This window comes from Burkholderia sp. LS-044 (assembly GCF_004803625.1).
In the GTDB taxonomy this organism is placed as follows: domain Bacteria; phylum Pseudomonadota; class Gammaproteobacteria; order Burkholderiales; family Burkholderiaceae; genus Burkholderia; species Burkholderia cepacia.
In genome coordinates, this window is the sequence record NZ_SSWO01000005.1 from 241,765 (window position 1) to 262,231 (window position 20,467).

Annotated in this window: 17 protein-coding genes; 14 read left to right on the forward strand and 3 right to left on the reverse strand. The window is 68.6% G+C overall.

Annotation, left to right across the window (positions count from 1 at the left end; all coding sequences use genetic code 11):
• Positions 1-16: 16 nt before the first annotated feature.
• The 7 genes from E9536_RS15390 (at position 17) to E9536_RS15415 (ending at position 8,721) form a co-directional block, all read left to right on the forward strand.
• A complete protein-coding gene (locus E9536_RS15390; RefSeq protein ID WP_136470115.1) occupies positions 17-1,921 on the forward strand; it encodes a feruloyl-CoA synthase in 1,905 nt (634 codons plus the stop codon).
• A 10-nt stretch (positions 1,922-1,931) separates the two neighbouring features.
• Positions 1,932-3,359 carry an acyl-CoA dehydrogenase family protein gene (locus E9536_RS15395; RefSeq protein WP_247873448.1) on the forward strand — a complete coding sequence of 476 codons (1,428 nt, stop codon included), beginning with the start codon at positions 1,932-1,934 and terminating at the stop codon, positions 3,357-3,359.
• Complete coding sequence (locus tag E9536_RS42070; RefSeq protein ID WP_247873449.1) at positions 3,356-3,631, forward strand: acyl-CoA dehydrogenase C-terminal domain-containing protein; 276 nt, start codon at positions 3,356-3,358, stop codon at positions 3,629-3,631. The genes E9536_RS15395 and E9536_RS42070 overlap by 4 nt, the downstream gene beginning before the upstream one ends.
• A gap of 156 nt (positions 3,632-3,787) precedes the next feature.
• A complete protein-coding gene (locus E9536_RS15400) occupies positions 3,788-4,282 on the forward strand; it encodes a MarR family transcriptional regulator (protein WP_060068076.1) in 495 nt (164 codons plus the stop codon).
• Positions 4,283-4,555: 273 nt separating this feature from the next.
• Complete coding sequence (mhpT, locus tag E9536_RS15405) at positions 4,556-5,761, forward strand: 3-(3-hydroxy-phenyl)propionate transporter MhpT (RefSeq protein ID WP_059651509.1); 1,206 nt, start codon at positions 4,556-4,558, stop codon at positions 5,759-5,761.
• Positions 5,762-5,828: 67 nt separating this feature from the next.
• On the forward strand, positions 5,829-6,968 hold the full coding sequence (locus E9536_RS15410; RefSeq protein ID WP_059693188.1) for a porin: 1,140 nt from the start codon (positions 5,829-5,831) through the stop codon (positions 6,966-6,968).
• A 28-nt stretch (positions 6,969-6,996) separates the two neighbouring features.
• Positions 6,997-8,721 (forward strand): tannase/feruloyl esterase family alpha/beta hydrolase, encoded by a 1,725-nt coding sequence (locus tag E9536_RS15415; RefSeq protein ID WP_136470116.1) that lies wholly within the window; start codon positions 6,997-6,999, stop codon positions 8,719-8,721.
• An 85-nt stretch (positions 8,722-8,806) separates the two neighbouring features.
• On the opposite strand, the gene E9536_RS15420 is transcribed toward E9536_RS15415, so the two are convergent.
• Positions 8,807-9,283, reverse strand: a complete 477-nt coding sequence (locus E9536_RS15420; RefSeq protein ID WP_027790255.1) for an Lrp/AsnC family transcriptional regulator — start codon at positions 9,281-9,283, stop codon at positions 8,807-8,809.
• Between the two features lie 181 nt (positions 9,284-9,464).
• On the opposite strand from E9536_RS15420, the gene E9536_RS15425 reads away from it, so the two are divergent.
• Both E9536_RS15425 and E9536_RS15430 read left to right on the forward strand, forming a co-directional pair.
• Positions 9,465-10,697 carry a diaminopropionate ammonia-lyase gene (locus E9536_RS15425; protein WP_119336854.1) on the forward strand — a complete coding sequence of 411 codons (1,233 nt, stop codon included), beginning with the start codon at positions 9,465-9,467 and terminating at the stop codon, positions 10,695-10,697.
• Between the two features lie 48 nt (positions 10,698-10,745).
• A complete protein-coding gene (locus E9536_RS15430) occupies positions 10,746-11,930 on the forward strand; it encodes a M20 aminoacylase family protein (protein WP_136470224.1) in 1,185 nt (394 codons plus the stop codon).
• A gap of 7 nt (positions 11,931-11,937) precedes the next feature.
• On the opposite strand, the gene E9536_RS15435 is transcribed toward E9536_RS15430, so the two are convergent.
• Positions 11,938-12,666 (reverse strand): GntR family transcriptional regulator, encoded by a 729-nt coding sequence (locus E9536_RS15435; protein WP_059693180.1) that lies wholly within the window; start codon positions 12,664-12,666, stop codon positions 11,938-11,940.
• A gap of 172 nt (positions 12,667-12,838) precedes the next feature.
• Between E9536_RS15435 and E9536_RS15440 the strand changes: the two genes are divergently transcribed.
• From E9536_RS15440 to E9536_RS15460, 5 genes are read left to right on the forward strand one after another with little or no spacing between them, the layout of a single operon-like run.
• Positions 12,839-14,137, forward strand: coding sequence for an MFS transporter (locus tag E9536_RS15440; protein ID WP_060083876.1), 1,299 nt, complete (start codon positions 12,839-12,841; stop codon positions 14,135-14,137).
• 51 nt (positions 14,138-14,188) lie between these two features.
• Positions 14,189-14,917, forward strand: coding sequence for an aspartate/glutamate racemase family protein (locus tag E9536_RS15445; protein ID WP_021158640.1), 729 nt, complete (start codon positions 14,189-14,191; stop codon positions 14,915-14,917).
• 10 nt (positions 14,918-14,927) lie between these two features.
• Positions 14,928-16,340: a dihydropyrimidinase gene (hydA, locus tag E9536_RS15450; RefSeq protein ID WP_136470117.1), complete on the forward strand. Its 1,413-nt coding sequence runs from the start codon at positions 14,928-14,930 to the stop codon at positions 16,338-16,340.
• Positions 16,341-16,398: 58 nt separating this feature from the next.
• The gene (locus E9536_RS15455; RefSeq protein WP_136470118.1) at positions 16,399-17,595 is read left to right on the forward strand and encodes a serine hydrolase; all 1,197 of its coding nucleotides are present in this window, start codon (positions 16,399-16,401) and stop codon (positions 17,593-17,595) included.
• 5 nt (positions 17,596-17,600) lie between these two features.
• A complete protein-coding gene (locus E9536_RS15460) occupies positions 17,601-18,890 on the forward strand; it encodes a serine hydrolase (RefSeq protein ID WP_247873450.1) in 1,290 nt (429 codons plus the stop codon).
• Positions 18,891-19,022: 132 nt separating this feature from the next.
• Here E9536_RS15460 and E9536_RS15465 read toward each other — a convergent pair whose 3' ends face one another.
• A complete protein-coding gene (locus E9536_RS15465; RefSeq protein ID WP_042974168.1) occupies positions 19,023-20,381 on the reverse strand; it encodes an aspartate aminotransferase family protein in 1,359 nt (452 codons plus the stop codon).
• Between the last annotated feature and the right edge of the window lie 86 nt (positions 20,382-20,467).

Genomic DNA, 20,467 nt, shown 5'->3' on the forward strand with positions numbered 1-20,467 from the left:
CGACCGGAGACAGAACTTGGATGCGGATCCGACCCAACTGCGCGACGCGGCTGCCGCACAGCGCGTTTCCGCCGGCTATCGCCCCGTGGCGATCGGCACGGCACCGCCGGAGATCGTGCAACGCGACGGCTGCTGGACCTTGCGCGCGACGACCCCGCTCGGCGCGTACCCACACCGGCTGACCGACCGGCTCGCGAGCGGCGCGCGCGCGCATCCGGACCGCTGGCTGGTCGCGCGGCGCGGGCCCGACGGTACGTGGATCGGCATCACGTATGCGCAGATGCTCGAGCGCGCCCGCGCGATCGGCCAGGCGCTGCTCGATCGCGGGCTGTCGGCCGAGCGGCCTGTCGCGATCCTGTCGGGCAACGACCTCGACCATCTGCAACTCGCGTTCGGCGCGATGTGGGCCGGCATTCCGCATGCGCCGCTGTCGCCTGCGTATTCGCTCGTGTCGAGCGATTACGGCAAGCTGCGCCACGCGCTCGCCGTGCTCACGCCGGGGCTGGTCTTTGCGTCGGACGGCGCGGCGTTTCGTGCCGCGCTCGACGCGTCGGTGCCGCCTGATGTCGAGCGCGTGGTCGTGTCGGCACCCGACGGGATGGATGGCGTCACGCGTTTCTCGTCGCTGCTCGACACGACACCGGGCAGCGTCGATGCCGCGCACGGTGCGATCACCGGCGACACGATCGCGAAATTCCTGTTCACGTCTGGGTCGACACGGCTGCCCAAGGCGGTGCCGACCACGCACCGGATGCTGTGCAGCAACCAGCAGATGCTGCTCGAGACGTTTCCGCAGTTCGGTCTGGAGCCGCCGGTGCTGGTCGACTGGCTGCCGTGGAATCACACGTTCGGCGGCAGCCATAACGTCGGCATCGCGCTGTACAACGGCGGCACGCTGTACATCGACGACGGCAAGCCGGTCGTCGGCAAGTTCGGCGAGACGCTGCGCAACCTGCGCGAGATCGCGCCCACCGTGTATTTCAACGTGCCGAAGGGCTGGGAAGAGCTGACCGCGGCGCTCGAAACGGATGCCGCGCTGCGCGAAACCTTCTTCTCGCGCGTGAAGATGTATTTCTTCGCGGGCGCCGGACTGTCGCAGGCCGCGTGGGACCGGCTCGAGCGCGTGACGCTCGCGCACTGCGGCGAGCGCATCCGGATCATGGCGGGCCTCGGGATGACCGAGGCCGCGCCATCGTGCATGTTCACCACCGGGCCGATGTCGGGAGCCGGCTACATCGGCCTGCCCGCGCCCGGCTGCGACGCGAAGCTGGTGCCGGTCGACGGCAAGCTCGAGGCGCGCTTTCGCGGGCCGAACGTGATGGCCGGTTATTGGCGTGCGAGCGGCGACGACGCGCGCGAGGTATTCGACGAGGAGGGTTACTACCGCAGCGGCGATGCGGTGCGTTTCGTCGATCCCGCGCGGCCGGAGATCGGCCTGATGTTCGACGGGCGCATCGCGGAGGATTTCAAGCTGTCGTCGGGCACCTTCGTGAGCGTCGGGCCCATGCGCGCGCGGATCGTATCGAACGGCGCGCCGTACGTGCAGGACGCGGTCGTCACGGGGATGAACCGCGACGACGTCGGCGTGATGATCTTCCCGCGCGTCGACGATTGCCGTCGCCTGGCCGGCGCGGCACCGGATGCCGACGTGCGCACCGTCCTGCGGGCGCCCGCGGTGCGGGCGTTCTTCGCGGACCTGCTCGAGCGCCTGAACCGCGATGCGACCGGCAGCGCGACGTTCGTCACGCGGCTGTGCGTGCTCGATACGCCGCCTTCGCTCGATCTCGGCGAAGTCACCGACAAGGGTTCGATCAACCAGCGTGCGGTGCTCATGCACCGTGCGGCGGTGGTCGACGCGATGTACGAACCGGGCGCGGCCGACGCGGGCGTGATCGTCGCCGGCACGGCGCGCCGCGCATGAGGCGCGCGCGATGAGCAACGCGTATTGCGCGCCGTTGCGCGACATGCTGTTCGTGATCGGCGAATGGCTCGATGCGCCGGCGCTGTGGCGCCGCGTGCCCGACTGGGCGGAGCTCGACCTGTCGACCGCCGGGCAGGTGCTCGACGAAGCCGCCCGCTTCGTGGTCGAACGCATCGCGCCGCTCGATTCGACCGGCGATCTCGAGGGCTGCCGGTTCGACGGTGCCGGCGTGACGATGCCGGCGGGCTTTCGCGATGCGTACCGCGACTACGTCGACGCCGGCTGGCCGACGCTGGCGCTCGACGCCGATTGCGGCGGCCAGGGGCTGCCGCATCTGCTCGACGTCGCGCTGCAGGAGATGCTCGCGGGGGCGAACCATGCGTGGCTGATGTCGCCGGGGCTCACGCACGGCGCGGTGGCGTGCCTGCGCGCGCACGGCGGCGAGCGCCTGAAGCGCGACGTGCTGCCGAAGATCGCGAGCGGCGAGTGGCTGACGACGATGTGCATCACCGAGCCGCAGGCGGGCAGCGATCTCGGCCTGCTGCGCACGCAGGCAGTGCCGGACCCGGCCGCCGACGGCTACCGGATCAGCGGCAGCAAGCTGTTCATCACCGGCGGCGAGCACGACCTGACCGACAACATCGTGCACCTCGTGCTCGCGCGGCTGCCCGATGCGCCGGCGGGAACGAAGGGGCTGTCGCTGTTCGTCGTGCCGAAGTGGCTCGACGCGCCGGGCGGCCGCGTGCGCAACGGCGTCTGGTGCGACGGCATCGAGAAGAAGATGGGGCTGAAGGCAAGCCCGACCTGCACGATGCGTTTCGACGCGGCCGCGGGCTGGCTCGTCGGCGAGCCGCATCGCGGGCTCGCATCGATGTTCGTGATGATGAACGCGGCGCGCCTGCAGGTCGCCATGCAGGGTGTCGGGCATGCGCAGAGCGCATGGCAGGCCGCGTCGGCCTATGCGCGCGAGCGCGTGCAGGGCAGGGCGGCGCCGATCGCACAACACGCCGCGATCCGCCGCATCCTGCTCGATGCGCAGGCGATCGTCGAAGGCGAGCGCGCGATCGGCTACTGGATCGCGCACTGGCTCGACGTCGCCGCGCACGATCCGCAGCCGCCGGCACGGCTTGCGGCGTCGCGGCTGGCATCGTTGCTCACGCCGGTTGCCAAGGCGTTCTTCACCGCGAACGGCTTCGCGGCCGCGTCGAACGCGCTGCAGGTATTCGGCGGCTACGGCTACGTTCACGAATACGGGATCGAACAGACGGTGCGCGATTGCCGCGTGTCGATGCTGTACGAAGGGACCAACGAGATCCAGGCGATCGATCTGCTGGTGCGCAAGGTGCTGGGGGATCGCGGCGAGGCGCTGCATGCGCTGCTCGAGCGAGGGACGCCGGGGCGCGCGTCGCCACGCTGTGCGCGGAGCTCGAGCGCGTGACGGCCGGCGTGATCCGCGCGAGCGAGCACGATCCGGATCTGCCCTACCGGGTCGCGGACGACTATCTCGCGCTGGTCGGCTGGCTGCTGCTCGCGTTCGCGTGGGCGCGCACGCTGCGCATCGTCGGCGATGCGCCGGGAGACGATTCGTTCCGCGCGGGCAAGCGCGCGGTCGGCACCTACTTCTTCGACTATCCGCTCGCGGCATTCGCACACCGGCTCGCGCTGGTGGACGCGGGCTGCCGCGCGGCGTTGCCGGTCGTCGCGGCATAAGGTTCGTCCGAGCCGGGCGTGGACGGCCCGGGGCGGCTCGCCGGCCGGCACGAGCCGCCGTGCGGGCAGATTACGGGCCGATATACGGGCTGATTACGGCCTGATATACGGACCGCGTGAGGTAAGATGGCCCGCGATCCTCCTTCCGACACGTTCATGAGTTCGACACCCGTCAAACCGGCCGGCACGAAACGCACGGCCCGCGCCAGCGAAGCCAGGCCGCGCATGCGTTCGCAGCAGCGGCTTACCTACCTGATCGGCAATCTCGACCGGCTGCTGCGCCGCCAGATGAGCGATGCGCTCGTGCCGCTCGGTGTGACGCTTGCGCAGTACACGGCGCTGTCGGTGCTCGAGGCGCGCGGCGCGCTGTCCAATGCGCAACTCGCGGTGCGTTCGTTCATCACGCCGCAATCCGCGAACGAAGTGATGGTTGCGATGGCCGCCCGCGGCTTCGTGACGCGCGAGGCCGATCCCAGCCATGGCCGCGTGATCCTGCTGCGCCTGACCGACGAGGGTTCGGCAATCCTGCGCGAATGCGAGCAGGTGCTGCGGCCGCTCGAACGCCGGATGCTCGGCGACGACGTGAGCGCCGACGACGTCGCACAGGTTCACCGCACGCTCGAGCTGTTCGTGCGCAACCTGCGCGACTGAGCACGCCGCCGCGTCTTTCGTTCCGGTTTCTCCGGCCGCGCCGGGCCATGCCGCGGCATGGCGCGGGTCGCGAACGGGTTGCGGGTTAACACCGCGCTCGCGACACTTGAAATATCAGGTTACCTGTTATTAAATCATCCCGTCCCTCGACGGGATTTTCTTTCGGGTTCTTAATCAGGTTACCTGATAAATAGACGAGACCCGATCACGATAAAGCAAGGACACCGCGCATGCGTTCAGCGTATGCCGCGCGAGTCACGGTTAGGAGACGACATGGACACTTCCGTTGCCGCAAGGCCGGCCGTCGCGACGACGCTCGGCCTGTGTTTCGCGATCGCATTGCTCGAGGGGCTCGACCTGCAGTCGGTCGGCGTCGCGGCACCGCGCATGGCCCACGAATTCGGGCTCTCGGTTTCACAGATGGGGCTCGCGTTCAGCGCGGGCACGTTCGGCCTGCTGCCGGGCGCGATGCTCGGCGGCTGGCTGGCCGACCGGGTCGGCCGCAAGCACGTGCTGATCGCGTCGGTCTGCCTGTTCGGGCTGCTGTCGATCGCGACCGCGCAGGTGTCGAGCTTCGCGATGCTGGTCGCCGTTCGCGCGCTGACCGGCCTCGGCCTCGGCGGCGCGATGCCGAACCTCATTGCCTTGTCGTCGGAAGCGGTCGACGCACGCTCGCGCAGCAGCGCGGTGGCCGTGATGTACTGCGGGATTCCGTTCGGCGGCGTGATCGCGTCGCTGATCGGCGTGCTGCTCGCAGGCGACACCGAATGGCGGCACATTTTCTATGTCGGGGGCGTCGGCCCGCTGCTGCTCGCGCCGCTGCTGCTCGCACTGCTGCCCGAATCGCGTGCGTTCCTCGACGTCAGCGCATCGGGCGCGGCGCGCCCCAGCGTCGGACAGACGCTGTTCGGCGGCTCGCGCACCGGCACGACACTGGCGTTGTGGCTCAGCTACTTCTGCACGCTGATCGTGCTGTATTTCCTGCTGAACTGGCTGCCGTCGCTGATGGCCGCGAAGGGGCTCGCGCGCAGCCAGGCCGGGATCGTGCAGATCTTCTTCAACATCGGCAGCGGCCTCGGCGTGCTCGGCATCGGCATGTCGATGGACCGCTTGCGTCCGTCGCGCGTGGTCGGCGGCATGTACGCGGGGATCGTGCTCTCGCTCGCCGCGCTGGCGATCGCGCCCGGACTCCTGTGGCTGTCCGCCGCCGCGTTCGCGGCCGGGATGTTCGTCGTCGGCGGCCAGTCGGTGCTGTATGCGCTGGCCGCGATCTATTACCCGACCGCGATGCGCGGCACCGGCGTCGGCTCCGCCGTTGCCGTCGGCCGCCTCGGCTCGGTGGTCGGGCCGCTCGCCGCCGCCGAACTGCTCGCCATGGGCCGCAGCGCGTCGGTCGTGATCGGCGCGAGCATTCCCGTCACGCTCGTCGCCGCCGTCGCTGCGCTGATGCTGATCCGGCGCCCGCAGGCGCACGACTGATTTCTTCCCATTTCAACCACGAGCGCCGGTAGAGCGCGATTACGACACAGGTCTGGAGACGAACACCATGAAGCACACCAAAGCCTTGCTGGCGGCCGGCGCATGCGCGCTGGCCGCGACCGGCGCGCACGCGCAGTCGAGCGTGACGCTGTACGGGATCATCGACACGGGCGTCGAGTTCGTGTCGCACGCGAACGCGGCCGGCGACCACGTCGTGCGCATGCCGGGCGTGACGGGCGAGCTGCCGTCGCGCTGGGGCCTGCGCGGCACCGAGGATCTCGGCGGCGGCTACCAGGCGGTGTTCACGCTCGAAAGCGGCTTCAACGTGCGCGGCGGCGATCTCGGGCAGGGCGGCCGGCTGTTCGGGCGGCAGGCGTTCGTCGGGCTGAAGGGCGGTTTCGGCACGCTCGCGTTCGGCCGCCAGTACACGATGACCTATCTCGCGCTGCAGGGCGCGGACATCATCGGCCCCGACATCTACGGGCTCGGCTCGTTCGACGCGTACGTGCCGAACGGCCGCTCCGACAATGCGGTGACCTACGTCGGCACGTATCGCGGCGTGACGCTCGGCGCCGCGTACTCGTTCGGCCGCGACGGCGCGGGCACCGGCAACTCGCCGGGGCAGGGCACGTGCGCGGGGCAGGTGCCGGGCGACGCCACGCAGTGCCGCAACTGGTCGGTGATGCTCAAGTACGACAGCGCGTATTTCGGCGCGGCGGCGTCGTACGAGGAGCAGCGCGGCGGCACCGGCGCGGCCGCCAACTTCTTCGACGGCGTGGCGCCCGTTCCTTTCACGAGCAGCGGCGGCAAGGACGCACGCACGCACGTGAGCGCGTATGCGCAGGCGGCCGGCGCGCGGATCGGCGCGGGCTGGATCGGGCGGCGCGTGTCGACCGGTTCGCCGGCCGCGCCGGGCGCGCATTCCGACCTGTTCTTCGTCGGCGCGTCGTATGCGGTCAAGCCGGATTTCGTCGTCGACGGCGAGGGCTACCGGATCGTCAACAGCGCGCACGACACGCGCGCGACGATGGCCACGCTGCGCGCGACCTATCTGCTGAGCAAGCGCACGGCCGTCTACGCGCAGTCGTCGTATCTGTGGAACAGCGCGCATGCACGCTACGCGGTCAGCGGCGGCGGGCCCGGCACGACGCCCGGCGAAGGGATGGGGCAGCTCGGCGCGATGGTCGGCGTACGGCACATGTTCTGATTCGGCAGCCTGACGAACGAGGGATATCTTGAACAGAAAATCTGCATTCCTGTGCATTGCGCCGCTGTCCGCGGCGGCGATGCTCGCCGGGTGCGGCGGCGACGATTCGGTCAACGCCACGCCGACACATATGAGCGCCGCGACGCCGGCCGCGATGGCGCAGACCTGCGACGCGCTCGCCGCGAAGCTCGCGTATGCGAACACGTCGTTCACGTCGGTGACGACCGCGGCCGCGGGCGCGCTGAAGGTGGCCGGCAAGCCGGTCGCCGAGCACTGCGTGATCGAAGGAAAGATGAACGAGCGCGTGAGCGCGGTGGACGGCAAGACCTACGCAATCGGCTTCGAGATGCGCTTGCCGAAGGCGTGGAACGGCCGTTTCTTCTACCAGGCGAACGGCGGTCTCGACGGCAATGTCGTAACCGCGACCGGCGAGATCGGCGGCGGCGGGCCGTTGAACGATGCGCTGAACATGGGGTTCGCCGTGATCAGTTCGGATTCCGGGCACAGTGCCGCGCAGAATCCGCTGTTCGGCCTCGATCCGCAGGCGCGCATCGACTACGGCTACGGTGCGGTCGACGCGCTCACGCCGATGGCGAAGCAGGTGATCCGGCTCGCGTACGGCAAGGCGCCCGACCGCAGCTATTTCGGCGGCTGCTCGAACGGCGGCCGTCACGCGATGGTCACCGCCGTGCGCAACCCGGCCGACTACGACGGCATCATCGCGGGCGATCCGGGTTTTCATCTGCCGAAGGCGGCGATCGGCGAGATGTACGGCGCGCAGCAGTTCGCGAAGATCGCCTCGGCGACCGGGACGAACGGGCTGCCGGACATCCGCAGCGGCTTCACCGACGCGGAGCGGCAGTTCGTCGGCGCGAAGATCCTCGAGAAATGCGATGCGCTCGACGGCACGGCCGACGGGATGGTGCAGGACGTCGCCGCGTGCCAGGCGCACTTCAGCGTCGAGTCGGACGTCCCGACTTGCGCGAACGGTACGCGCACGGGCGCCTGCCTGACGCCCGCACAGAAGACCGCGCTCGAGAACGTGTTCACGGGCGCACGCAACAGCGCGGGCACGGCGCTCTACGCGGGTTTTCCGTACGACCCGGGCATTGCCGGTGGCGGCTGGGCCGCGTGGAAGCAGTCGAATTCGATCACGCTCGATCCGGCTGCGATGGCGTTCACGTTCACGACGCCGCCGAAAAGCGCCGCGACGCTCGCGAACCTGCCCGGTTTCGCGCTCGGCTTCGACATGGACAACGACGCACCGGCGATCTTCGCGACGAACGGTGCGTACACGCAATCCGCGTGGACGTTCATGACGCCGCCCGACGAGACGAACCTGTCCGCGCTGAAGGCGCGCGGCGCGAAGCTGCTCGTCTATCACGGCACGGGCGACCCGGTGTTCTCGTTCGACGACACGCGTGACTGGTATGTGCGGCTCGCACAGGCAAACGGCGGCGATGCGTCGGATTTCGCGCGCCTTTATCCGGTTCCGGGAATGAACCACTGTTCGGGCGGGCCGGCGGCCGACCAGTTCGACCTGCTGACGCCGCTCGTCGCGTGGGTCGAGCAGGGGCAGGCGCCCGCTACGGTGGTGGCCGCCGCGCGCGACGCGACGAACGCGGTGCCGAGTGCGGATGTGCCGGCGTCATGGGGCGCGGGTCGTACGCGCCCGCTGTGCCCGTATCCGCAGGTGGCGCGCTACAACGGTTCAGGCGACGTGAATTCGGCGGCGAGCTTCAGTTGCCGCTGACGTAGCCGTCGATGGGAAACGGCCGGTGCGCGCGCGATCGCGTGCCGGCCGCTTCATGTGTGCAATCGCTCACTCGTTCACTCACTCATTCGCCCGGATCGACCGGCACCTCGAGCCCGACCTTCACGCGGCTCATGCTCACCAGCGTCTTGAACCGCTTCACGTTGTTGTTCGCGAAGAACAGCTCGCGCGTGAGCGCGTTGTACTGATCCATGTTGCGCACCGCGACGATCAGCACGAAATCCCATTCCCCCGTCACGTAGTAGCACTGCTGGATCTGCGGGCAGCGCTCGAACGCACGTTTCATCGCGTCGAGCTGGTCGATCTGCTCGCTTTCGACCTCGACGTTGACGACGATCGTCAGCGGATGATCGACCTTGTCCGGTGCGACGACGGCGGTGTAGCGCTCGATCACGCCGTCGTCCGCGAGACGTTTCAGGCGCCGGTTCACGGCCGCGGTCGACAGGTTGACGCGCGCGCCGAGTTCGCTCTGCGGCGTCTGCGCGTCGCGCTGGATTTCCATCAGCAGCTTGCGATCGAACGCATCGAGTGGGGTGGTCATGATGGGGCGTGAAACCTCGAAAGAATGAGAAATTTTTGCGTCTAGGCGGTCGATTCGGCGATTTTATTGACCGGGATGCGCAATATTATTTTTCGGACCGACGGCGAACGCAACCCGCGCTTTGCCCGATCCGACCCACCCGACGGGCCGCCGGCGCGGCCCTGTTCCCGAGCCTTTCGCCATGCTGATCGCCAACCCCCGCGCGTCGCGCGCCACCTATCCCCACGCGCTGCGCCGCGTGATGAACATCGCGTCGGCCGACGAAAGCGGCGCGTGGCTGTCGCACTGGCCGCTCGTCGGCCACGCGCGCACGCCGCTGCGCGTGCTGCCGGATCTCGCCGCGCGGCTCGGCGTCGCGAGCGTCAGCGTGAAGGACGAGTCGTGCCGCTCGCCGCTCGGCAGCTTCAAGGCGCTTGGCGCGCCGATCGCGCTGGTGAGGCTCGTGAAGCGGCTGCGCCGCCAGCAGGATCTCGATCCGCAAGGGCTCGTCACCGGCCGCTATGCGTCCGAACTGGCCGACCTGACGGTGATTAGCGCGACCGACGGCAATCACGGCCGCGCGCTCGCCGCCGCCGCGCGCGCGATCGGCTGCGGGTGCGTGATCGTGCTGCACGCGAACGTCGAGGCGGAGCGTGAGCGCGCGATCTCCGCGTACGGCGCGCGGATCGTGCGCATCGCGGGGAACTACGACGAATCGGTGGTCTGCGCGGCGCAGCTCGCGCAGGCGAACGGCTGGTATGTCGTGTCGGATACGTCGTACGACGGCTACGAAGCGATTCCGCGCGACGTGATGCAGGGCTACGGCGTGATCGCCGCCGAGGCCGCCGCGCAGGCGGCGCCGGACGGCGGGCGGCCGTTCACGCATGTGCTGCTGCAGGGCGGCGTGGGCGGCCTCGCCGCAGGCGTCGCGAGTTATCTGTGGGAGCGCGACGGCGTGGAGCGGCCGCATTTCATCGTCGTCGAGCCGCGCCAGGCCGACTGCCTGTACCAGAGTGCACTGGCCGGGCGCGCCACCAAGGCGACCGGCAGCGTCGATTCGGTGATGGCCGGGCTCGCGTGCGGCGAGGCGTCGCCGCTGGCGTGGGATTTCCTCGAGATGTGCATCGACCATTTCATGCTGATCGACGACGAAGACGCGGTGCAGGCGATGCGCGGCCTCGCGGCCGGCAGCGAACGCGACGTGCCGGTCGTGGCCGGCGAATCGGGCGCGGCCGGCGTCGCGGGGCTGGACGTGCTGATGCGCGACCCGGCACGCGCGCGGCAGGTGGGGCTCGACGCGCATTCGCGCGTGCTGGCGATCAATACGGAAGGCGCGACGGCGCCGTCCGTGTACCGGAGCTGCGTCGGCGAGGCGGCCGACGCCGTGCTCGCGCGGCAGCGCGACTGGCTGGACCGCGCGACGGTGGCGGCCTGAACGACATCACGACCGACGACGACCGACGAGGCAAACGCAATGGACGCAATGGACGCAATCGACGCAATCGACGAAAGCACGCTGCAGGGGCAACTGAAGACCTGGCGCCGCCACCTGCACCAGCATCCGGAGACGGGTTTCGAGGAAGTGAACACGTCGGACTACGTCGCGCGCATCCTGACGACACTCGGGCTCGACGTGCATCGAGGGATCGGCGGCACGGGGCTCGTCGCGAACCTGACGGCCGGCACCGGCAAGCGCGCGATCGGCATCCGCGCGGACATGGACGCGCTGAACATCGCCGAGCACGCGCCGGGCCGCGAACATGCGTCGCGCACGCCGGGCAAGATGCACGCGTGCGGGCACGACGGCCACATGTCGATGGTGCTCGGTGCTGCACGACTGCTGGCCGAGCGCAAGGATTTCGACGGCACTGTGCGTTTCATTTTCCAGCCGGCCGAGGAGCATGGCCGCGGCGCGAAGGCGATGATGGCCGACGGGCTGTTCGAGCGCTTCCCGGTCGACGCGATCTTCGGCGCGCACAACATGCCGGGCATGCGCGCGGGCACCTTCTCGACGCGCGCGGGCGGCATCATGGCGAGCGAGGACAACTTCGTGATCCGGATCGACGGGCGCGGCACGCATGCGGCGCGCCCGCATATGGGCATCGATCCGATCGTGATCGGCGCGCAGGTCGTGCTCGCGCTGCAGACGATCGTGTCGCGCAATCTCGACCCGGGTCAGCAGGCCGTGGTGTCGTGCACCGAATTCATCACCGACGGGCTGCGCAACGTGCTGCCGTCGACGGTGACGATCAAGGGCGACACGCGCAGCTATTCGCGCGACGTGCAGGCGCTGCTGGAAACGCGGATGCGCGAGATCAGCGAAGGGATCTGCCGCACGCACGGCGCGGCGTGCACGTTCGAGTACACGCACGAGTTCGCGCCGACGGTGAATTCGCCGGAGTGGGTCGATACGGCGGTGCGGGCCGCGGCGCAGGTCGCGGGCGCGGAGGCGGTGAATGCCGACGTGCAGCCGATGATGATCTCGGAGGATTTCGGCGCGTTCCTGCAGGCGGTGCCCGGCAATTTCGTGTTCATCGGCAACGGTGAAGCGGGTGGCCTCGGCGGCGTGCCGCTGCATAACGCGACGTACGACTTCAACGACGCGATCCTGCCGGTGGGCGCGCGGTATTTCGCGGAAGTGGCGCGGCGGGCGTTGCAGGCAGCCTAGCGGATCGTCAGCCGGCAGCCTTCACGCGCCCGGCCGAGCGCTGTTCCGGCGCGTCGGCCGTGCCCGTGCGATCGAGGATCGCGAGCACCTCGCGCGCGGTGTTTTCCGAATGGCTGCGCAATACCTGCGGCAGCACCGCATGGTCGGGGTCGGCGAGCGCGGCCATGATGTCCTCGTGCTCGTGCAGCGACTCGGCCCAGCGCAGCGTGTCCGTGTTCGCGGCGCCGCGTGCGCGGTGCACCTTCGACATCAGCGACGCATAGATGCCCGACAGCACGGGGTTGCCGGCCGCGTCGACGATCATCTGATGAATCTGCTGGTTCAGCCGGAAATACTCGATGCGCTTGCCGGCTTCATGACACTCCACCATCTTCCGGTGCTTCGCCTGCAGCGCGGCGAGCGTCGCCGTGCCGATCCGCTTGCGCAGCAACTCGCCCGCCATCGCCTCGAGCCCGTGCAGCAGCTCGAACGTCGAGACCAGGTCGTCGAGGTCGATCGACGCGACGCGATAGCCGATGTACTGGCGATGCGTGACGGCGCCTTCCGCGACGAGCACCTTCAGCGCTTCGCGCAGCGGCGTTTTCGACACGTCGAACGCGAGGCTGAGTTCCTTTTCGTCGATCCGCGCGCCGGGCGGCAATTCGCCCTCGTCGATCATCACGCGCAGGCGCGCGGCGATCTCGGCGGCCATGCCGCGCGTGCGCAGAAGCAGAGGATTGCGGGGTGTCTGGCTCATGATGGTGCGAGCTTATCACGATATCGGGGCTTACCCTGCACCAACATCGTGATAAAAGAATCTCAATCAAACCAAGTGTTTACGCTAACGGTAATTATAAATTTCTAATCCTATACTCGGCTCCACGTTGCGCGACGTCTTGATCATCCTCGTCCACTCCTGGAGTCCGTCCATGTCTTCAACCTCCGGTGTCGCCGCCCTGACGGTCGGCAAATCCGCTGTTCGCTGGAAGATATTCGTCGTGATGCTGAGCCTCATCGCGATCAACTACGTCGATCGCGCATCGCTGTCCGTCGCCATGCCTTACATCTCGCAGGAGTTCAATATCGGGCCCGCGATGGAGGGTCTGATCCTCAGCTCGTTCTTCTGGACCTATGCCGTGATGCAGATCCCGGGCGGGATGCTGGCCGACCGGTTCAAGCCGCGTATCGTGATCGCGACGGCGACCGTGTTCTGGGGCTTCTTCCAGGCGATCGCCGCGTTGTGCACGAATGCACCGTCGCTGCTGCTCACGCGCCTCGGCCTCGGCGCGGCCGAAGCGCCGATCTACCCGGCCGGCGGCAAGCTCAACGCGATCTGGATGACGCAGACCGAGCGCGGCCGCGGCGCCACGCTGCTCGACGGCGGCGCGCCGCTCGGTGCGGCCCTGGGCGCGGTGCTGATCGCCGGGCTGATCGCGGTGCTCGGCTCGTGGCGGCTCGCGTTCGCGGTGGCCGGCATCGGCACCGTGCTGGCCGGGCTGCTCGCGTGGCACTACATCCGCAATTCGCCGCGCGAGCATGCGGGCGTCAACGACCTCGAAGCCGAATACATCGAGGCGTCGCATGCGAGCGATCTCGCGGCCGAGCCGGCCGGCGCGTCGGGCCGTTCGCGCGACTTCTTCAAGTACCGCTCGGTGTGGTGCATGTTCTTCGGCTGGATGTGCTTCAACAGCGTGTTCTACGGGCTGCTCACGTGGATGCCGAACTACCTGCACAAGGTGCACGGCTTCGACATCAAGCAGATGGGCGGCTCGACCTTCATCATCTTTTTCAGCGGCTTCGTCGGCGAACTGCTCGGCGGCTGGATCGCCGACAAGTGGAAGGCCGCGGGCGGCCGCCCGAACGTCGTGATGCGCACGCTGTTCGGCATCGCGGCGGTGATCGCCACCGTGTCGATCTTCTCGGTCGCGTATGTGAAGGACGCCGTCGTGTGCGTCGCGCTGCTGTCGTCGACGCTGTTCTTTCTGCGCTGGTGCGGGCTGTACTGGTGCATCCCGTCGTCGCTCGGCACGCGCAACAAGATCGGCTTCCTCGGCGGCCTGATGAACCTCGGCGGCAACATCGGCGGTGTCACCGTGCCGATCGTCGTCGGCGCGATCGTGCAGTTCACCGGTTCCTATTTCCTTGCGCTGATGGTGTTCGCGGCGGCCGGCGTCGGCCTGCTCGTGTGCTCCAGCGCGATCGACTACGAAAACAAGCTCCCCGTCTGACCGACCCCTTTCACTGCATCGACTGCATTCACTGGTAGAGAGAAACCCGTCATGAAAAAACGTACCCTGCTCGGCATGCTCACCCCGTCCTCCAACACGTCGCTCGAACCGCTGACGAGCGCGATGGTCGCCGGCCTGCCGGGCGTGTCCGCGCACTTCGCGCGCTTTCCGGTCACCGAGATCTCGCTGACGGGCCAGGCGCTCGGCCAGTTCGACGATGACAAGATCATCCAGGCCGCGCTGCTGCTCGCCGACGCGAAGGTCGACGTGATCGCGTGGAACGGCACGTCGTCGGGCTGGCTCGGCTTCGAAGCCGACGAGCGGCTGTGCGAGCGCATCACCGCGGCGACCGGCATTCCGGCCACCACGTCGGTGCTCGCGCTCAACGAGATCCTGAAGAAGACGAACGCGCACGAGTTCGGCCTCGTCACGCCGTATCTCGACGACGTGCAGACGAAGATCGTCGACAACTATCGCCGTTCGGGGCTGAACTGCATCGCCGAGCGTCACCTGAACCTGAAGGTCAATTTCTCGTTCTCCGAAGTGACGGGCGACGAGATCGGCAACATGGTGCGCGAAGTCGCGGCGGCCGGCCCGCGCGCGATCTCGATCTTCTGCACGAACCTGAACGCCGCGCACCTGGTGCCGGCGCTCGAGGAGGAAACGGGCATCCCGATCTACGACACGATCTCGACCGTCGTGTGGAAGTCGCTGCAGCTTGCCGACTACGACACGCGGCAGGTGAAGGGCTGGGGCCGTCTCTTCAGCGAAGTGATCTGAGGCGGGCGCCATGTCGAACGATCTCGATTTCGTGATCCGGCACGCCGACGTCGTCACGGCGGCGGACCGGTTCTCGTGCGACATCGGCATCCGCGCGGGGCGCGTGGCCGTGCTCGGTCACGGGCTGCCGCGCGCGCCGCGCGAGCTCGATGCGAGCGGCATGCTCGTGATGCCGGGCGGCGTCGATGCGCACTGCCATCTCGACCAGCCGATGCCCGACGGGCTGCGGATGGCCGACGATTTCCTGTCCGGCACGCGCTCGGCGCTGTGCGGCGGCACGACGACCGTGATCCCGTTCGCCGCGCAGGCGAAGGGGCAGTCGCTGCAGGCGGCCGTCGACGACTATCACCGGCGCGCCGACGGGCGTGCGCTGGTCGACTACGGCTTTCACCTGATCGTCGCCGATCCGACGCCGCACGTGCTGGCGGAAGAATTGCCGCGGCTGATCGCGAACGGCTACACGTCGTTCAAGGTGTACATGACCTACGACGACCTGAAGCTGAACGACCGCCAGATGCTCGACGTGCTGTCGGTCGCGCGCGAGCACGGCGCGCTCGTGATGGTGCATGCGGAGAATTCGGACTGCATCGGCTGGCTCACCGAGCGGCTGCTCGGCGACGGCCACGTCGCACCGCGTTTCCATGCGCATGCGCGGCCGGCCGTGGTCGAGCGCGAAGCGACGCATCGTGCGATCGCGTTCGCGGAACTCGTGGACGTGCCGATCCTGATCGTGCACGTGTCGGGCGCGGAGGCGATCGAGCAGATCCGCTGGGGGCAGTCGCGCGGGCTGCCGATTCTCGCCGAAACGTGCCCGCAATACCTGTATCTGACGGCCGCCGATCTCGGCCATGACGATCACGGTTATGAAGGCGCAAAGTGCGTATGCAGCCCGCCGCCGCGCGATCCGGCGAACCAGCAGGCCGTGTGGAAGGCGCTGAAGCAGGGCGTATTCTCGGTGTTCTCGTCCGACCATGCGCCGTTCAGCTACGACGATCCGTGCGGCAAACATCCGGGCGGGCAGGCCGTTTCGTTCGACCATATCCCGAACGGGATTCCGGGGCTCGAGACGCGGCTGCCGCTGCTGTTCGACGGCGTGCGTCGCGGGCGGCTGTCGCTGCACCAGTTCGTCGAGCTCACGTCGCTGCGCCCCGCGAAGCTGTACGGGCTGTATCCGCGCAAGGGGACGATCGCGGTCGGCGCCGATGCGGACATCGTCGTGTGGGATCCGGACAAGCGCGTGCGGATCGCGAATGCGTCGCTGCATCATGCGGTCGACTACACGCCCTACGAAGGGATCGAGGTGACGGGCTGGCCGCGTCATTGCCTGTCGCGCGGCGAGCTGCTCGTCGAGGATGGCCGCCTGCTCGCGGCCGAGCCGGGGCGCGGGCAGTTCGTGCCGGCCGGCAAGCCGTGCCTCGATTGACGTCCATCGATGTGAGCGCCCGTTCCACGCGGCAGGCGCGGTTTCAGCAGGAGCAAGGATGAGTATTTCCAACGCAATGCGCGGCATCGCGGCCGCAGCGATCGTCGCCGGTTCATGCGGCGGGCCGGCGCTGGCCGCCGGCGGCGCGCCGCAGGACATGCCGAGCGTCGTACCCGAATCGGCCGGCGTCGATTCGGCGCCGCTCGTGCGGCTGTCCGAATGGCTGCGCCGCGACCGGATGGACGTGCGCAGCCTCGTCGTCGTGAAGGACGGCAAGATCGTGTTCGAGCGCTACGGCGATGGCCTCACGCGCGATCACAACTACGAGCTGTATTCGGTGACGAAGACGATCACCGCGCTGCTCGCCGGCATCCTCGACGGCGAGGGCAAGCTCGCCCCGTCGACGAAGGTCACGCCGCTGATCGCGGCCGCGCGGCCCGATCTTGCGAGCGAACTCGCGGACAAGCGGGACATCGAGCTGCGCCACCTGATGTCGATGTCGAGCGGGCTGCGCTACACGACGCGCGAAGGCACCGATCCGCTGTACTACGAAGCGCCCGACCGGCTGAAAGTCGCGGTGACGAGCCGCGCGGCGCGGCCGCCCGGCACGCAGTTCGACTACATCGACGTGAACCCGGTGCTGGTCGGCACGGCCGTGTCGATCGCCGCGCGCGAGCGCGAGGACGCGTTCGCGCGTTCGCGGCTGTTCGAGCCGCTCGGCTTCGCGCACTACCGCTGGAGTGGCGCCGACGGTACCGGCGCGGTGGCGGGCGGCTGGGGACTGCGGCTGCGTGCGGTCGACATGGCCAAGATCGGCATGCTGCTGCTCGACAACGGCCGCTGGAACGGCAAGCAGATCGTGCCGGGCGGCTGGATCCGGCAGATGACGACGCCGTCGCCGGCCGCGGCCGATTACGGCTACTACTGCTGGATCAGTCACGTCGTCGAACACGGCACGCCGGAATTCGGCGCGATGGGCTTCAAGGGGCAGTTCATCACGGTGCTGCCCGCGCAGCGCGCGGTCGTCGTCATGACGAGCTTGCTGCCGACCGACGGCGGCTTGCGCGACGCAACCTACCTGAACCTGTATCGACGGATGGTGAACGACTACATCCTGCCCGCGCTGACGCCGGCGCAGCCGCCGGTCGAGCGCGCGGAAACGACGCAGGCGCTGCGCGACGAGCTGGCGCGCAGCCGCGAGACGAAGGGCGTGCCCGGCACGGCCGCCGCATTCAACGATGCGCCGGAGATTTGATAAAGATGACGAACATGATCGCCAATCCGGATGCATGGCCCGATTCGCGGCGGCCCGCATCGCGTGCCGCGCCTTTCATGCGCCGGCTGCTCGCGCGGCTTGCGACGCTGCTGATCGGCAGCGGTGCGCTCGCGCCGGTGCCGACGCTGGCGGCAGCGCATGCGGCCGATGCACTGCCGCCGCTGCATGAAACCGGTATCGAAGCCGCTGCGCCGGAGGACGCCGGCGTCGATTCGCGCAAGCTCGTCGAGCTGTCGCGCTGGATCCGCGAGCAGAAGCTCGACGTCTACAGCCTGCTCGTCGTGAAGGACGGCAAGCTGATCTTCGAGCGCTACGGTGCGAACGCGTCGCGCGATTCGACCTACGAGCTGTACTCGGTGACGAAGGCCGTGACGTCGCTCGTCGCGGGCATCCTGGTCGATCAGGGCGCCGTGCATCTTGACGAGCCGGTGGCCGCGCGGCTCGCCGCGTGGCGCCCCGACCTCGGCGGCGCGCTCGCGGACAAGCGAGGCATCGAGCTGCAGCACGTGCTGTCGATGTCGAGCGGACTGCATTACGACTTCAGCCCGAAGGACGATCCGATCTACTACACCGCGCCCGACCGGCTGAAGCTTGCTGTCTCGGCCGCGCCGAAGGTCGCGCCCGGCACCGCGTTCGACTACACCGACGTGAACCCGATCCTCGCGTCGGCGATGTTGAGCGCGGCGGCCGGCGAACCCGTCGGGCGCTATGCGCAGGCGCGTCTGTTCGCCCCGCTCGACATGAAGCGCGCGACATGGGAGCGCGCGGATCGCACGGGGCTCGTGTCGGCCGGCTGGGGGCTGCGGCTGCGCGCGGTCGACATGGCGAAGATCGGCATGCTCGTGCTCGACGGTGGACGCTGGCAGGGGCGGCAGGTGGTGCCGCAGGCGTGGATCGCGCAGATGACGTCGCCGCGTGTGTCGGCGCATTTCGGCTACTACTGGTGGATCAACAACATCGTCGAGAGCGAGCCCGAATTCGACGCGATGGGCTTCAAGGGGCAATTCATCACGGTGCTGCCGAAGCGCAACACGGTGATCGTGATGACGGGCGTGCTGCCGGTTGACGGTGGCCTGCGCGATGCGGAGAACGTGAAGCTGTTCCGCCGGATGGTGAACGGCTACATCCTGCCGGCGCTCGATGGCGGGCGGGCGTCGGGGCCGGGCTCGGGCGGCGCCGATACGCGTGCGGCGCTGCGCGACGAGCTTGAAGTGAGTGCGCGCTCCGCAGGCGTGCCCGGCGCGCAGGTCGATCCGACGGATCTGCCGAAGTAGCCATGGCGATACGCGTGAGGCGCAGCGTGTGGAACCGGAAGCGAGTGCGCGCGCCGACTGATCTGCGGAAGTCGCGCCGGGCGTGCGTCCGGCCGCGCCGCTGCGGGTGGGCCGGACGCGCGATGCATCACATCACGCCAGTTCGCCCAGGCACGCGTCGAATTGCGTGACGAGCCGGTCGACATCGTCGGCCGTCGTTTGCGGACACACGAGCATCATGTTGTGGAACGGCGTGATCAGCACGCCGCGATTCAGCAGGTACAGGTGCACGATGTGCTCGAGTTCGCTGTCGAGTTGCGCGCCCGCGATCGTGCCGTTGCGCGGCGGCACGGGTGCGAACTGGAACTCGGTGCGCGCGCCGATACGCGTCACGCACCACGGCAGCCCGTGTTTCGCGATCGCCTGTTCGAGCCCCGTCGCCAGCCGCGCGGCGAGTTCGAACATGTGTGCATACGCGGCGTCGGTCGCGACTTCGGCGAGCGTCGCACGCATCGCATGCATCGCGAGCATGTTCGCGGTGAGCGTCGTGCCGATGCCCGAATGGCCGGGCGGCGCGTTCAGCTTCGCCTGCTTCGCGCGTTCCGCGAATTCGGCGCTGAAACCGTACACCGCGCACGGCACGCCGCCCGCGATCGGCTTGCCGACCACCAGCATGTCCGCGTCGAGATCGTGCGCGACCGCGTAGCCGCCCGGGCCGCTGCTGATCGTGTGCGTCTCGTCGATCACGAGCAGCGTGCCGTAGCGGCGCGTCAGCTCGCGCGCGGCCGCCCAGAAGCCCGGGTCGGGCAGCACCATCCCGATGTTCGTCATCGCGGGCTCGGCCAGCACGCATGCCACGTCGCCATCCTTCAGCGCGGCTTCGAGCGCGGCCAGGTCGTTGAATTCGACGACGCGCGTGTTCGCGAGCAGGTCGTAGGATTGGCCGAGCAGGCTGTCGCGCTGCACCGGGCGGCCGTCGACGAGATCGACGAATACGTCGTCGACCGTGCCGTGATAGCAGCCGTTGAACACGACGATCGTGTTGCGGCCGGTGGCCGCGCGCGCCCAGCGCAGCACGAAGCGGTTCGCGTCGCTGGCGCTCAGCGCAAATTGCCAGACCGGCAGCTTGAAGCGGCGCGCGAGTTCGCGCGACACCCATGCGGCGTCTTCGCTCGGCAGCATCGTCGTGTAGCCGCGCGTCGCCTGTTCGACGAGCGCACGCGCGACCGGTTCGGGCGCGTGACCGAACATCGCGCCCGTATCGCCGAGGCAGAAATCGACATAGCGATGGCCGTCGACGTCGGTGAACGTCGCGCCGCGCGCCTCCTTCACATACAGCGAGAACGGCGTCGACCAGTCCTGCATCCAGTGCAACGGCACGCCGAACAGCAAGTGCTCGGACGCTTCCGCGGACAGGGCGCGGGAGACCGGCATGGCTTCGGTGAACGCTTGGCGCTCGCGATCGAACAGCGCGCGGGCGCGGATGAGGTCGACTCCGTGGCGGGAAGGCAAAGGCAGCTCCTGGGCTGTGAAGAAGGAGAAACGATAGCGCGGCCGGCAGGGGGCTGAACAGAGGCGGAATTACCGAGGCGGGTTGG